At 70.5% G+C, this 14,664-nt stretch carries 9 protein-coding genes; 1 reads left to right on the top strand and 8 read right to left on the bottom strand.

Translation table 11 applies throughout. From position 1 onward, the window contains the following. From E7Z54_RS01460 to E7Z54_RS01425, 8 genes are all read right to left on the bottom strand, one after another. Positions 1-1,091: molybdenum cofactor synthesis domain-containing protein (locus E7Z54_RS01460; protein ID WP_240769458.1), on the bottom strand; the 1,091-nt coding region annotated here is incomplete at its 3' end. Positions 1,092-1,103: 12 nt separating this feature from the next. Beyond that, a complete protein-coding gene (locus tag E7Z54_RS01455; protein WP_240769457.1) occupies positions 1,104-2,333 on the bottom strand; it encodes a molybdopterin molybdotransferase MoeA in 1,230 nt (409 codons plus the stop codon). Continuing rightward, complete coding sequence (locus tag E7Z54_RS01450) at positions 2,320-4,032, bottom strand: NAD(P)H-dependent oxidoreductase subunit E (protein ID WP_136431066.1); 1,713 nt, start codon at positions 4,030-4,032, stop codon at positions 2,320-2,322. Before E7Z54_RS01450 ends, E7Z54_RS01455 begins: the two co-directional genes overlap by 14 nt. Further along, a complete protein-coding gene (fdhF, locus tag E7Z54_RS01445; RefSeq protein WP_240769456.1) occupies positions 4,032-7,007 on the bottom strand; it encodes a formate dehydrogenase subunit alpha in 2,976 nt (991 codons plus the stop codon). Before fdhF ends, E7Z54_RS01450 begins: the two co-directional genes overlap by 1 nt. Then, positions 7,004-8,788: an aldehyde ferredoxin oxidoreductase family protein gene (locus E7Z54_RS01440; protein ID WP_136431064.1), complete on the bottom strand. Its 1,785-nt coding sequence runs from the start codon at positions 8,786-8,788 to the stop codon at positions 7,004-7,006. The genes fdhF and E7Z54_RS01440 overlap by 4 nt, the downstream gene beginning before the upstream one ends. Before the next feature lies 1 nt (position 8,789). Next, positions 8,790-9,668 (bottom strand): NTP transferase domain-containing protein, encoded by an 879-nt coding sequence (locus E7Z54_RS01435; RefSeq protein WP_240769455.1) that lies wholly within the window; start codon positions 9,666-9,668, stop codon positions 8,790-8,792. A 250-nt stretch (positions 9,669-9,918) separates the two neighbouring features. Next, complete coding sequence (pntB, locus tag E7Z54_RS01430) at positions 9,919-11,340, bottom strand: Re/Si-specific NAD(P)(+) transhydrogenase subunit beta (protein WP_136431060.1); 1,422 nt, start codon at positions 11,338-11,340, stop codon at positions 9,919-9,921. Positions 11,341-11,343: 3 nt separating this feature from the next. Beyond that, positions 11,344-12,894: a Re/Si-specific NAD(P)(+) transhydrogenase subunit alpha gene (locus E7Z54_RS01425; protein WP_136431058.1), complete on the bottom strand. Its 1,551-nt coding sequence runs from the start codon at positions 12,892-12,894 to the stop codon at positions 11,344-11,346. Between the two features lie 145 nt (positions 12,895-13,039). Here E7Z54_RS01425 and pyk point away from each other — a divergent pair, with 145 nt between their 5' ends. After that, the gene (gene pyk / locus E7Z54_RS01420; RefSeq protein ID WP_240769454.1) at positions 13,040-14,536 is read left to right on the top strand and encodes a pyruvate kinase; all 1,497 of its coding nucleotides are present in this window, start codon (positions 13,040-13,042) and stop codon (positions 14,534-14,536) included. The last annotated feature ends 128 nt before the right edge of the window (positions 14,537-14,664 follow it).

Below are 14,664 nucleotides of genomic sequence, written 5' to 3'. Positions count from 1 at the left end.
AGCGGCGAGGCGACGACCTCGCCATGCACCGCCCCGAGCCGCACGCGCACCCAGTCGTCCATGCCGACCACCGACGGCAGCTTGCGGGCCAGCCGGGCGCGCACGCTGGGGCGGCGCGACGGCGCCACGCCCTCGAGCCCCGCGAGAAGAGGGGCGGCGAAGATGTCGAAGGTCAGTGCTGCCGATACCGGGTAGCCCGGGCAGCCGATCACGGGGGTCTTGCCGACCACACCCAGCACGACCGGGTGGCCGGGACGGACCGCCACCCCGTGCACGGCCAGCACGCCGAGGTCGGCGACCACGCCGGCCGTGTAGTCGTCGCGCCCGGCACTCGAGCCCGCCACCACGACGACCAGGTCGGCCTCCGCTGCGGCGGCCCGGACGGCGGCCCCGATCCGCTCGACGTCGTCGGGCTCGATCTCGGTGGCCCACGCCTCGCACCCCGCCTCCTTGGCCTGGGCGACCAGCATCATCGAGTTGGTGTCGAGGATCTCGCCGTGCTCCGGCTCGCTGCCCACGGCCACGATCTCGTCGCCGGTCGGGATCACGGCGACCCGTGGTCGGCGGCGCACGACGACGTCGATCGCCCCGGCCGCCGCCGCGGAGGCGATGTCGACCGGCCGCATCCGGTGCCCCTCGGGGAGCAGCAGCTCGCCGGCGCTCACGTCCTCCCCGATCGAACGCACGTGCTGGTACGGCGGGACGGCAGCCATGATCTCCGCCGCCTCGCCCTCGTAGTGCACGTGCTCGCGCATCACGACGGCGTCGAAGCCGTCGGGAGCCGGGTCGCCGGTGTCGACCACGACGTACTGGCCGGGCGCCAGCAGCTTCGGCGTGGTCGGCGAGGCCCCGTGTGTCTCCACCGAGCGCACCGCGATCCCGTCCATCGCCGCGAGGTCCGCGGCGGGTGACGACCGAGTCGCCCAGACCGGCTCAGCGGTCACCCGGCCCAGCGCGTCCCCGACCGGCACCCGCACCGGGTCGAGGCGATCTGGGCACCCGGCCTCCCGGCACGCGTCGAGCCATGCCGAGACGGCCGCGGCGGCTGGCACGTCGCTGACGAAGGGGCTGCTGGAACCGGGACGGGTCACGTGGCGATCGTCCTATGCATACAGGGTGACCGTCACCACGGCTCCCGCGTCGAGTCCGGTCGCCGGCTCGGGCACCACGACGTACCCGTCGGCCGTGGTGAGCAGCGACAGCAGGGCCGAGTGGCCGAAGATCGGGGTCGCCTGGCCGTCGCGCAACGTCACCTGAACGACGTCGAGCCGGCCAGCGGCAGAGGCGAGCGGCCGCGAGAGGGTGGCCGGCACCGTCGGCTCCGGCGGGGGCACCTCGATGCCGCCGACGAGCCGCAGCACCGGAAGTCCGACCATCCGGAAGACCACCAGCGCCGACAGCGGGTTGCCGGGCAGGCCGAGCACCGGTACCCCGGCGACCTCCGCGAGCAGAGTGGGCTTGCCGGGCTTGATCGCGAGCCCGTGGCAGAACACCGACGCGTCGCCGAGTGCCTCGACCGCGGCCGTCGTCTCGTCGCGCGCGCCCACCGACGAGCCCGCGGAGACGACCACCAGGTCGGCCTCGGCCACGGCCTCGGTGAGCGTCGTGGTCAGCGCCTCCTGGTCGTCGGGCACGATGCCCCGGTAGTCCGGAACACCACCGGCCCGCGTCACCAAGGCAGACAGCGCGGAGGCGGTGGCGTCTCGCACCTGGCCGGCTGCTAGGCGCTGGGTGTCGGACGGAACCACCTCGTCGCCGGTCGACACGATCGCCACCCGCGGCCGCGCTCTCACCTTCAGCTCGGTGACTCCCGCGGCGGCGAGCAGGCCGAGGTCCTGCGGACGCAGCGGGCGGCCGGCCGGTGCGAGCGCCCCACCCGCGGCGACGTCCTCGTCGGCCCGGACGATGCCGTCACCGATCGCGACCGGCCTCGTCACCTCCACGGCTCCGGCCATGGTCACTTGCGTGTACTCCACCATCACCACGGCATCGGCGCCGTCGGGGATGGCCGCGCCGGTGGGGATCTGCAGCGCGGCGCCAGGACGCACCGAGAGCTCGGGCATCGATCCCATCCGGACCCGACCGAGCACGTCGAGGTACGCCGGCAGCCCGTCGCCCGCGCCGTAGGTGTCGGCGGCGCGGACGGCGTACCCGTCGACCGTCGACCGCGCGAACCCGGGCAGTGGCTGACCGGAGGTCACCGCCGAAGTGGGCACCCGGCCGAGTGCGTCGTCGCGCAGCACGGACTCGACCCCCGTCCGCCGCTGCGGCCGGAACCCGGCGAGAGCCTCGGCGACGGGCAACGCCGCGAAGAACTCCCTACTTGCCGACACCGTTCTCCTCGGCATTGGCCGTGCGCCCGAGGACGCTGACAACCGGACCCAGCGCCACCTGGCCGAGACCGCAGATCGAGGTCTTGCGCATGACCACCTCGAGCTCGAGCAGTCGGCCGCGACGCTCGTCGTCGAGCTCGCCGCCGTTGCTCAGGGTGTCGGCCAGCAGGTCGTGGGCCTTGGTGGAGCCGACCCGGCACGGCACGCACTTGCCGCACGACTCGTTGCGGAAGAACCGGAGCACGTTGGTCGCGGCGGCGAGCGTGTTGGTGCCCTCGGCGATCACGACCATCGCTCCGGAGCCGAGCATGGAGCCGGCGTCCTGGAGCGTGCCGAAGTCGAGGGGCACGTCGAGCTGGTCGGGACCCATGAAGTTCGATGAGGCGCCACCTGGCTGCAGTGCGCCCAGGGCCCGCCCGCCGGAGACGCCGCCGCAGAGCTCGATGAGCTCACCGATCGTCGTGCCCATCGGGACGCAGTAGACCCCGGGCTGCTCCACGTGACCGGAGACGGAGAAGAACTTGAGGCCGGTGCTGCCGTTCGTGCCCTGGCCCTTCCACCACTCGGCACCGTTGGTGGTGATGATCGGGACGTCGGCGAACGTCTCGACCGAGTTCATCAGGGTGGGCTGGCCCCAGAGCCCGTAGTTACCGGGGAACGGCGGCTTGTTGCGCGGCTCGCCCCGATGGCCCTCCATGCACTCGATGAGCGCGGTCTCCTCGCCGAGGATGTAGCCGCCGGGCGAGGTGAACACGTCGACGACGAGCCGGCGCCCGGAGCCGAGCACGTCGTCGCCGAGCAGCCCCTCGCTGCGCAGGGTCTCGATCTCGGCGCGCAGCACCTGCTCCTCCGGGCCGTACTCGTGGCGGATGAAGACCCACCCCTCCTCGGCACCGGTGACGACCATGCCCATCAGCATGCCCTCGAGCACCAGGTGCGGCTGCTCCGCGAGCAGCTGGCGGTCCTTGAACGTGCCGGGCTCGGACTCGTCGGCGTTGCAGATCGCGTACTTCACCGGCCCCGCGGCGGCCCGCACCAGCTCCCACTTCTTGCCGGTCGGGAAGCCCGCGCCGCCCATGCCGCGCAGCCCCGACTCCTGCAGCTCGGCCAGCACCTGCTCGTGGGAGAGCTCGCCGGTGAGCAGCCGGCGCAGCGCCTGGTAGCGCGGTGCCCCACCCGCGTAGGGGTCGTTGGGCCAGCCTTCGGCAGGTCCGTAGGACGTCGTGTCGGCGGCGTCCGCGTGACCGTGCCCGACGCCGTCGGCCTCCCGGCCCTCGTCGACCCGGTCGTCGACGTCCGCGACCGCGCACGGTCGCTCGTTGACGGTGGCGGCCGGCGCGATGTCGCACCGACCCGGACAGGAGATCTCGAGCAGCTCGACCTCGGGCGAGCCGTCGTAGTTCTTCTTCAGCTCCGCGATCCGGTCCTCGGCCCCCGCCATCCAGCACGAGAGGTCGTGGCAGACCCGCACCGTGACCTTCCTGGGCGGCTCGGTGAGGAAGTGCGGGTAGAAGGAGACCAGGCCCTCGATCTCGTAGAGCGGCCTCTTCTGTGTGCGCGCCAGGGCCTCGAGCTCCTCGCGGGGCAGCCAGCCGTGCCGCTCCTGGATCTCCATCAGCATGGGGATCAGGCTCGGCCCGCGGAACTTGCCCGCCCGCGCCTCGACTCCCGGGACCTTGGGTCCAGCCGTCAACGTCATCACACGCCACCCTTCGAGTCCGAGGCTCCGACCGGCACACCGTTGCTCTCCGCCGTGCCCGAGGCGAGCTCGGGGGCGACCTTCACGGCACAGAACTTGAACTCCGGGATCTTCCCCGTCGGGTCGATCTCGTCGATCGTCAGCAGGTTGGCCGCGGCCTCCCGGAAGTGGAACGGGATGAACACGTTGCCCGGCACCTCCCGGTGCGAGACCTTCACGTTGAGCACGATCTCGCCGCGACGCGAGGCCACGCGGGCCAGGTCGCCTTCGGCGAGGCCGAGAGCCGCCGCGTCGTCGGGGTGCATGTACACCTCGGCGCGCGGCGCGATGGCGTCGAGCGCGAACGACCGGCGGGTCATCGAGCCGGTGTGCCAATGCTGCAGCAGCCGCCCGGTGTTGAGTACGAACGGGTACTCCTCGCTCGGCAGCTCCTTCGCCGGCAGCCACTCGGCAGGGACCAGGTGCGCCAGCCCGTCGTCGGTGTTGAACCGCTCGTCGAAGAGCACCACGGTGCCGTCGGTGAGGTCGGGGTCCTCGATGGGGTAGAGCTTGCCGCCGGCGCCGAGGTTGTCGTAGTCGAGGTTGGCGTAGTCGGGCATCAGCGGGACCATCTCGTCGAAGATCTCGCGCGGCGACTCGTAGTTCCAGTCGAGCCCGATCCGGCGGGCGATCTCCTGCACGATCTCCCAGTCGACGCGTGCTTCACCGGGAGGGTCGAACACCTTGCGTCCGAGCTGCACCCGGCGGTCGGTGTTGGTGTAGGTGCCGTCCTTCTCGAGATACGACGAGGCCGGCAGGATCACGTCGGCGAACTCGGCGGTCTCGGTCAGGAAGATGTCCTGGACGACGAGGAACTCCAGCTGCGAGAGCGCCTTGCGCACCTTGTTGATGTTCGGGTCGGAGAGGAACGGGTTCTCGCCGAGCATGTACATCGCCCGGACCCCACCGTCGAGGATCGACTTGATCACCTCGGTGACGGTCAGACCGTTCTCGGGGCTGAGCGAGGTGCCCCAGGCCCTCTCGAACACCTCTCGGGTCGCGGTGTCGGTCGCCGGCTGGTAGTTCGGGTAGAACATCGGGATCAGCCCCGCGTCGGAGGCGCCCTGCACGTTGTTCTGCCCGCGCAGGGGGTGCAGGCCGGTGCCGGGCCGGCCCACGTTGCCGGTGATCGAGCACATCGCGATCAAGCACCGGGCGTTGTCGGTGCCCGTCGTGTGCTGGGAGATGCCCATGCCCCAGTAGATGACGCCGGCCTTGGCCTCGCCCCACAGGCGAGCGATCTCGCGGATCGTCTCGACCGGGACGCCGGAGATCTGCGCCGCCAGCTCGGGTGGGTAGGCCTCGACCGTGCGGGCCAGCTCGTCGTAGTTCGAGGTGCGACTCGCGATGAAATCCCGATCGATCAGGCCGAGCCGGATCACCTCGTGCATGATGCCGTTGTAGAGCGCCACGTCGGTGCCGGGCTTGAGCTGGGCGAAGATGTCGGCGTGGTCGGCCACCGTGCCGGACCGTGGGTCGACGTAGATGATCTTGGTGCCGTTGCGCCGGGCCTGCTTGAAGAACGACGACGCCACCGGGTGGTTCGCCGTGGCATTGCTGCCGGTGATGATGGCGACGTCGGCATTCGCGACGTCGCCGTACGTCGTGGAGACCGCGCCCGAGCCAACGCCCTCGAAGAGGGCCGCCACGCTCGAGGCGTGGCACAGCCGGGTGCAGTGGTCGACGTTGTTGGTGCCGAACCCGGCGCGGATGAGTTTCTGGAAAAGGTAGGCCTCCTCGTTGGAGCACTTCGCCGAGCCGAAGCCGGCGATCGTGCCGGGCCCGCCCTCCGTGTGGATCTCCTTGAGCCGGCTCGCGATGAGGTCGAGCGCCTCCTCCCAGCTGGCCTCGCGGAAGTGCGGCATCACCTCGTCGTACGGCACCAGCCCGCCGGGCTTCCGGCCGCCCTTGCCCTTGCCCTTGCCCTCGCCCTTGCCCTCGCCCCTGCCCTTGCGCACCACGTCGCGGTCGGACTCCGCCTTGACGTCCTGCGACAACGCGCCCTTGGGATACGACGACTCCACCCGGATCAGCGGCTTGGTCAGCCGCTGCGTCGAGGCGGCGTAGTCCCAGCCGTAACGGCCCTTGACGCACAGCCGGCCCTGGCTGCCCGGTTGGTCGCGACCCTCGGCGAACGAGATCCCGCCGCGCTCGCGGTCGACGTAGTACGTCAGGGCGCAGCCGACGCCGCAGTACGGGCAGACCGTGTCGACCGCGTCGAGCTTCTCCTTCGGCTGGATCGGGATGTTGTTGATCGCCTTGTTCGTGATGGCACCCGTGGGGCAGGCCGCGACGCACTCGCCGCAGGTCACGCACGACGACTCCCCCATCGGGTCGTTCAGGTCGAACGCGATCCGGGTCGAGTAGCCCTTGCCGCTCCGGCCGATCACGTCGTTGCCCTGAATATCGTCGCAGGCGCGCACGCAACGGTCGCAGAGGATGCAGGCGTCGTGGTCGACCGCGATCACGGGGTTGGAGGCGTCCTTGCCGCGCGCCGGGCCCGCGAACAGGTCCTCGACGGCGCCGACCGAGTACTGGTCCGCAAGCGAGATCAGCTCGTTGTCGGCGGTGGTGGTCTGCTTCGGATCCTCCTCGCGCGGCGGCTGGTCGACGGTGAGCAGCTCGGTGAGCACGGCACGGCTGCGCTCGAGCTCGGGCGTGGACGTCGTGACCTCCATGCCCGGATCGCACGGCCGGACGCAGGACGCGGCGAAGACCCGACCGCCCGTGTCGACGACGCACATCCGGCACACGCCGACCGCGTCGTACCGCTCGTCGTGGCACAGCACTGGGATGTCGATGCCCGCGTCGCGCGCGGCCTCCCAGATCGTGGTGCCCTCGGGCACGCTCACGGTCTTGCCGTCGATGGTCAGCGAGACGGTCCGGGTCACGGCCTCGCTCGCTGGGGGTGCGAAGCCGTCGCGGGTGATGGTCACGGTGTCGTCTCCGTTCCTGTGGCGACGAGCAGCGGACGTCCCTGGGCGTCCAGCCGGCGCTCTTCGTAGTAGGTGTCGATCATGTCGCGCAGCCGGGCGGCGGGCAGGGTCGCCGTGCGTCCCGACGGGAGGGTCAGAGGCGTGTCGAGGAACCGGTCGGGCAGCCAGTCGTCGTCGGGGGTCCACCCCTCGCGAAGGTTGAAGGCCCGCTTGGCGAGCACGATCCGCCGGGCGGTCTCCTGCAGCTCGGTTCCCGTGATGTCCCACCCGGTGACGCGCGAGAGCAGGTCGGCCCACTCGACGTAGGGATCGGTGAAGACGCCGCGGAGGAACTTGCACAGGATCATCGAGTCGATCACGGCGGCCCGGTCCTCGGTCGCGATGGCGGCGCGCACATGGTCGGCGGTGCCCGCGAGCCGGTCGCGGTCGCCGCTCAGGTCGGCCTCGTAGGCACCGGAGCGGTTGTGATCGGCGCCCCGTGCATTCACCGCGAGACCAAGCGCCATCGACTGGAGGGTGCGGGGCTCGTATCCCGGCATCTCCATGCCTTTCACGTGCGCGGCGAAGCCCGCCGAACCCTGTCCGACCTGCTCGGCAGCCCGGCGAGACCCCTCCGCGAGAAGGGCGCCGAGGCCGGTGCGGGAGCCGATCTCGTCGAGCGCCCGCAGCAGAGCAGGGCCGTCGCCGAACCTCAGCCACGGCGCGTCGATCAGCCCCCGCTCAGCGCACTCCATCGCCCACGCGATGGTGCCGCCGGCGGAGATGGTGTCGAGGCCGAGCTCGTCGCAGCGGGCGCTGGCGGCCAGCACGTCGTCGGCGTCGGAGACCCCGCAGAGAGGGCCGAGGGCGAAGACGTTCTCGTACTCGACCCGCGACTTCTTGCCGTCCTTGCCGGCATAGATGTGCTCGCAGCCGATGGAGCACGAGGCGCAGCTGTTCTTCGCGACGGAGCGGCTGCTCGCCAGCTCTTCGGTGGACAGCAGGGCAGCGCCCTCGAACGTGGCCGTCTGGAAGTTGCGCGTCGGCAGGGTGCTGATCGCGTTGAACGCGAGCAGGTTGGCGAGGGTGCCGAGCTCGCGGTACTTCTCGGTGGCCGGGCCGAACGACCGCTGGCGGAGGTCCTTGGCCAGAGCCAGGACGCCGTCCTTGTCGGCCAGCGTGACTCGCTTCCGGCCGCTCACCGCGACGGACTTCACGTTCTTGCTGCCCAGCACGGCACCGAGCCCGCCCCGGCCGGCATGCCGGCCGTCGTGCGAGATCGTCGCGTAGCGCACCTCCGCCTCACCGGCCGGGCCGATCGCGGCCACCCGCCACCGGCGTCCGCTGCGCTCCCGCACCGCCGCCTCGGCGTCGGCGGCAGACATCCCCCACTCGCCGGACGCGTCGGTCAGCGTGACGTCCTCGTCGGTGATGAACACGTGGGTCGGCCGCTCGGCGCGGCCGGTGATGACGAGCGCGTCGTACCCGGTGAACTTGCCGGCGATCGCGAAGTGACTGGAGGCGAGGGCATCGGTGAGCAGCCCGGTCAGCGGCGACTTCGCGACGACGGCGAACTTGGCGCTGGTGGTCAGCGGCGTGCCGACCAGCGGGGAGAACACGAACGAGAGCGGGTTCTCCGGGGCCAGCGGGTCGACACCCGGTGGGGCGAGCTCGGTGGTCAGCCAGGCCCCGAGACCGGCCCCGCCCAGGTGGGCGCGGAGAACGTCCTCGCCCAGCGGCAGCGCGGTCGTGGAGCCGTCGGTGACGTCGACGACGAGTGCGCGTCCGAAGTAGCCGTGCACGTCAGCCTCCCGCGTCCGCGGAGATGAACGCGACGGTGTCGCCCGCCTGAAGCGGCAGGGTGCCGTCGCTGCGGATCTGGTCGCCGTTGACGGCGGCCAGGATGTGGCCGTCGAACGCGAGGCCGACGAGGTCGGCGGCGTGACCGATGGTGGCCGCCCTGACCACACGCGGCCCGCGCCCTCCCCCACGCGTCGCCAGCACCCCATACCGCTCCACGATGACCTCGGGCTCGGGACGGCGGCGGGCGGCCTCGTAGTCGGCGGGCTCGTTGACGTTCACCACGGCCTCGAGCTCGGGGTCGACGGCCGCGAGGGCGCGGTCGGCGAGCAGCGCGTCCTCGTCGAGCACGCGCACCCGGCACTCGGCGAGCAGATGTGCGGGGCGCAGCTGACCCTTCCCCAACAGCTCCTCCACCAGTGGAGCCAGCGCGGTGCGGTAGCCCGCGGTGAGCGGCTGCCGGAAGCCGCGGACGATGGGGAGGACGGCATCGACCTCCGGCTCGGCCCCAGGGTCGGAGCCGAAGCCGGCGAGCACGGCGCGCACGAAGGCGGTGTGGAGGAACGGGAGGTCGGTGGAGCACACGAACGCGACGTCGGGACGCGCGGCGTGCTCGGCGGCGGCGCGCAGGCCGACGGCCAGGCCCTGCATCGGCCCCATCCCCTCTCGGGGGTCGTCGCAGACGATGATCTCGCGGTCGAGCTCGGGAAGCTCCTGGCCCGGCGCCCGCACGACGAACACCGGTCCGTCGACGGCGCGCTGCACCACTCCCGTGACGTGCCGGAGCAGGGTGGAACCATGCCACTCCAAGGCTGCCTTGGCGGTTCCCATCCGCGATGAGCGACCGCCTGCGAGCACGATCCCTGCGGTGATTGACGTCACGATTGTAGACGGTATACGACGGGCCAAAGGTTTGCCACCGTCTGTCCATCCCCGACTGGGAACCAGCCTATGCGCGCGCGCGACCACCGCGGCCATGACGAGCGACAGGCGACGAGAGCGGAGGTGCGGGGGTGTCAGCATCCTCCGCGGCGGCGGCCTCTCGAGCAGAGGAGCTCGGTAAGGAGGATCGAGCAGTCGACCTCGTAGCGCAGCGCGTGGGTCATGGTCGAGCCTCCCCATGTCGGACACCTCACCCGAGGGCCGCCAGGATGTCGTCGACCCGTTCCTTGGCGTCGCCGAACAGCATCGCGGCGTTGTCGTGGAAGAACAGCGGGTTCTGGACACCGGCGTAGCCGGCCGCCATGGATCGCTTGAACACGATCACGTCGCTCGCGTTCCACACCTCCAGGACAGGCATGCCGGCGATCGGGCTGCTCGGGTCCTCGGCCGCCGAGGGATTGACGGTGTCGTTGGCACCGATGACGAGGACGACCGACGTCTCGTGGAAGTCGCCGTTGATCTCATCCAGCTCCAGGACGATGTCGTAGGGCACGTTGGCCTCGGCGAGGAGCACGTTCATGTGACCGGGCAGCCGTCCGGCCACCGGGTGGATGCCGAAGCGCACGTTCACGCCACGGTCGCGAAGCCTGCGGGTCAGCTGCGCGACGCCGTGCTGAGCCTGCGCGACGGCCATGCCGTATCCAGGCGCGATGATGACCGACTCGGCATCGGCAAGCAGCTCGGCGACCTGCTCGGGGTTGATCTCGCGGTGCTCGCCGTACTCCTGGTCGCCGCCCGCGGATGACTCGATGCCGAAGCCACCGGCGATCACCGAGATGAACGAGCGGTTCATCGCCTTGCACATGATGTAGGACAGATAGGCACCGGAGGAGCCGACCAGCGCTCCGGTGATGATCAGCAGATCGTTCTCGAGCAGGAAGCCCGAGGCCGCCGCCGCCCAGCCCGAATAGCTGTTGAGCATCGACACGACCACCGGCATGTCCCCACCGCCGATGGACGCCACGAGGTGCCAGCCGAGCAGCAGCGCCAGGATCGTGACCACCACGAGCAACCACGGCTGGGGATCGGCCACGAACCACGCCGTGAGGATGGCGAAGGCGCCCAGCGCACCCAGGTTGAGCAGGTTCTTGGCCGGCAGCATCAGGGGTGCGGACTTGATCCGGGCCGACAGCTTCAGAAAGGCGACGACGGAGCCGGTGACCGTGACCGCGCCGATGAAGACGCCGGCGAAGACCTCGGCATGGTGGATGCCGAGGGTGCCGAGAGCGTCGAGACGCCGGGCTTCGCCCCCGGCCGCGTCGCCCTCGACGGCGAGGAAGCCGTTCCAGCCGACCAGCACCGCCGCCAGGCCCACGAAGCTGTGCAGCAACGCGATCAGCTCCGGCATGCCGGTCATCTCCACGACCCGGGCCCGATGGATCCCGATCGCTGCTCCGACCACCATGGCCGCGACGAGCAGGACCAGCCCGGTCCCGTCGATCTGCCTGTCGATCGCCACCACGACCGTCGCCAGGATGGCGACGCCCATGCCGAGCATCCCGTAGCCGTTGCCGGCCTTGGCGGTCTCGTGACGCGAGAGCCCGGCAAGGGCGAGGATGAAGAACAGGGCCGCGAGGATGTAGGCGGCCTGAGCCGCCGTGTCGACCGTCATGGCTCAGCTCCTCTGGAACATGCCGAGCATGCGTTGAGTGACCGCGAAACCGCCGAACACGTTGATGCTGGCGAGCAGGATCGCGACGCACGAGACGGCGGTGACCGCGGGGTGCCCGCGGTGGCCGATCTGGAGCAGAGCGCCGACCACGATGATCCCGGAGATCGCGTTGGTGACGCTCATCAGCGGCGTGTGCAACGCATGGTGGACCTTCCCGATGACATAGAACCCCACGACGATCGCGAGGGCGAACACCGTGAGGTGGCCCAGCAGTGCCGATGGGGAGAGCGCCGCGACGACGAAGAACGCAACACCGAGGGCACCGGTCAGAGCAGCACGCCGTACCGGCGGCACCGGCCGCCGGTTCGCCGACACCTCTACCTGAGCATCGGCCGCGGGCCCCGACGCGGGTGATGCCGGTGCCGTAGGCGCTGCCGACACGTGCACCGGTGGCGGTGGCCAGGTCAGCTCACCGTCGCGGACCACCGTGATCGAACGCTGTACGACGTCGGTGTGGTCGAGAACCAGCCGGCCGTCCGCGGCCGGGGTCAACAGCTTGATCAGATTGACGACGTTCGTGCCGTACAGCTGCGACGCCTGCGCAGGCATCCGGCCCGCGAGGTCGGTGTAGCCGATCAGGATCACGCCGTTGTCAGTGCGGACCACGTCACCTGGCACGGTGCCCTCGACGTTCCCGCCGTTGGCCGCGGCCATGTCGACGATCACGCTCCCCGACCTCATGCTCGCCACCATCGCGGCGTCGATCAGCCGCGGAGCCGCCCGGCCAGGGATCAAGGCAGTGGTGATGATGATGTCGACGTCCTGGCACTGCGCCGCGTAGAGACGGGCTTCGCGCTCCTTGTAGTCGTCGCCCATCTCCTTGGCGTACCCGGTGGCGCTGACCTCCACCTCCGGCGACTCGATGGCGATGTACTTGCCGCCCAGCGACTCCACCTGTTCCGCCACCTCGGGCCGCGGGTCGGTCGCCCGCACGATCGCGCCCAGGCTGCGCGCGGTCCCGATAGCGGCCAGGCCGGCAACGCCCGCGCCCACGACGAGCACCTTCGTCGGTGGCACCTTGCCTGCCGCTGTCACCTGCCCGGTGAAGAACCGACCGAACTGGTGACCGGCCTCGAGCACCGCTCGATAGCCGGCGACACTGCCCATCGAGCTGAGCACATCCATCGACTGAGCACGCGAGATCCGCGGCACCGCGTCCATCGCCAGCGCCGTGATCGGGCGCGTGGCGAGGTCCGCCACCAGGTCGGCGTCCAGCGCCGGGTTGAGAATGCCGATCAGCGTGGCGCCGGGGCGGAACCGTTCGAGCTGAGGCCGCGAGGGAGGGTTGACGCCGAGAACGATGTCCGCCGCCGGCCCGTTGCCGATCGACGCGCCGGACGCGACGTACGCCGAGTCGGGGAAGCTCGCCTCCACTCCCGCTCCGGGGTCCACGACGACCTCGTAGCCGAGGTCGATGAGCTGGGTCACCGCCTGGGGAGTCGCAGACACGCGGCGCTCGCCGGTGCGCGCTTCTTTGAGGACTCCGATGATCACGGCATCTCCGATCGGGGTTGCAGCACTGAAGCGAGATCGCATACAGTATGCCGTCAGCGGTATGCAGTCCGTCAAGCCCACGCCGAGGCCCATCCGCACCGCCGCGGGCAACCTCCACTGCATGGCTGACAGGAAGGAAGTCCTGGTGAGCATCGCAGTCGTTGGAGCAGGCGTCCCGACCCGGGCGACGGTGAACCGGCGCGCGAAGATCGTCTGCACACTCGGCCCCGCCTCGCGTGACGTCGCAGCAATCACCGGGCTCGTCGATGCCGGCATGGACGTGGCACGGCTGAACTTCAGCCACGACTCGCAGGCCAGCCACGCAGAGCTCTACCACGCTGTCCGGGAGAGCGCTGCCGAGCGCGGCCGTGCGGTAGCAGTGCTCGCGGACCTCCAGGGTCCGAAGATCCGCCTCGGCACCTTCGCCGCCGGGCCGGTGCGGTGGGACGACGGCGAGCGCATCATCATCACCACGGACCCGGTCCCGGGCGACCACGACCGAGTGTCCACGACGTACGGCGGCCTCGCCGCCGATCTGCGCACAGGCGACCGGCTGCTGGTGGACGACGGCAAGCTCGAGCTCCGCGTGCTCGACGTGCACGGACCTGACATCCGGTGCCTCGTCACGCACGGCGGACCGGTGAGCGACCACAAGGGCATCTCGCTTCCTGGCGTCTCGGTGAGCGTGCCGCCGCTGTCGGAGAAGGACGCCGAGGACCTGAGATTCGCCCTCGAGCTCGGCGTCGACATGGTCGCCATGTCGTTCGTCCGCGCCCCCGGGGAGGTGAAGCTCGCGCACGCGGTCATGGACGAGGTCGGCCGCCGGGTGCCGGTGATCGCCAAGCTCGAGAAGCCGGAGGCCGTCACCGATCTGGCAGCGATCGTCGACGCCTTCGACGGACTGATGGTTGCGCGCGGAGATCTCGGCGTGGAGATGCCGTTGGAGCAGGTGCCGCACGTGCAGAAGGAGGCCATCCGGATGTGCCGCGTGGCCGCGAAGCCGGTGATCGTCGCGACGCAGATGCTCGACTCGATGGTCTCCGACCTTCGTCCCACGCGGGCCGAGGTTTCCGACGTGGCCAACGCCGTGCTCGACGGAGCGGACGCGGTGATGCTCTCCGCGGAGACGAGTGTCGGCGCCCATCCCGCGCACACGGTGGCGACGATGGCACGCATCGTGGTCGAGGCGGAGAGCTCGTCTTCCCGCGCCGTTCCGCCGTCGAGGAGGAACTACGGGATGGACGCCCTTCCGGACCTGAGGACGGGCGACGCGATCGCAGCGGCCGCCAGTGAGGTCGGCGACCATGTCGGCGCGGTCGCGCTGTGCTGCTTCACCCGGACCGGCGACACTGCGCGCCGCTTGGCACGTCAGCGGTCCTCTCTGCCCCTCCTGGCACTCGCGCACGACGAGTCGGTGCGGGCTCTGTTGGCACTCTCCTGGGGCGTCGACGCTTCCGTGCTGGCGCCGACCGCCGGATGCCTGCCCGAGGAGGTCAGTCGCGCGCTCCTCGGCACAGGTCGTTTCCAGGCGGGCGATCTCGTCGTCGTGGTGTCGGGCAGCCAGAGTGGCGTTCCTGGGACCACCGACTCCCTGCGGGTCCTCCGGATCGAGTCGGGACACCGGGTCAGGGACGAGATGTAGTGTGTGGATCTGACTACTGCATGGATCATACTCCATACAATTTCACGTCCTTCAGCGCAACAGCCGAGGAGGAACCTTGACCACGATCGACGCTTCCAACCACCCCACGGAGGCAGAGGACGCCGACG

It is taken from the genome of Nocardioides sp., from assembly GCF_004803405.1.
In the GTDB taxonomy this organism is placed as follows: domain Bacteria; phylum Actinomycetota; class Actinomycetes; order Propionibacteriales; family Nocardioidaceae; genus Nocardioides; species Nocardioides vastitatis.
This window is presented reverse-complemented; position numbering and strand designations above follow the sequence as displayed.

Coding starts and splice junctions, on each gene's coding strand:
- E7Z54_RS01450 (WP_136431066.1), bottom strand. CDS start 4,032: ATGACGTTGACGGCTGGACCCAAGGTCCCGGGAGTCGAGGCGCGGGCG.
- pntB (WP_136431060.1), bottom strand. CDS start 11,340: ATGACGGTCGACACGGCGGCTCAGGCCGCCTACATCCTCGCGGCCCTG.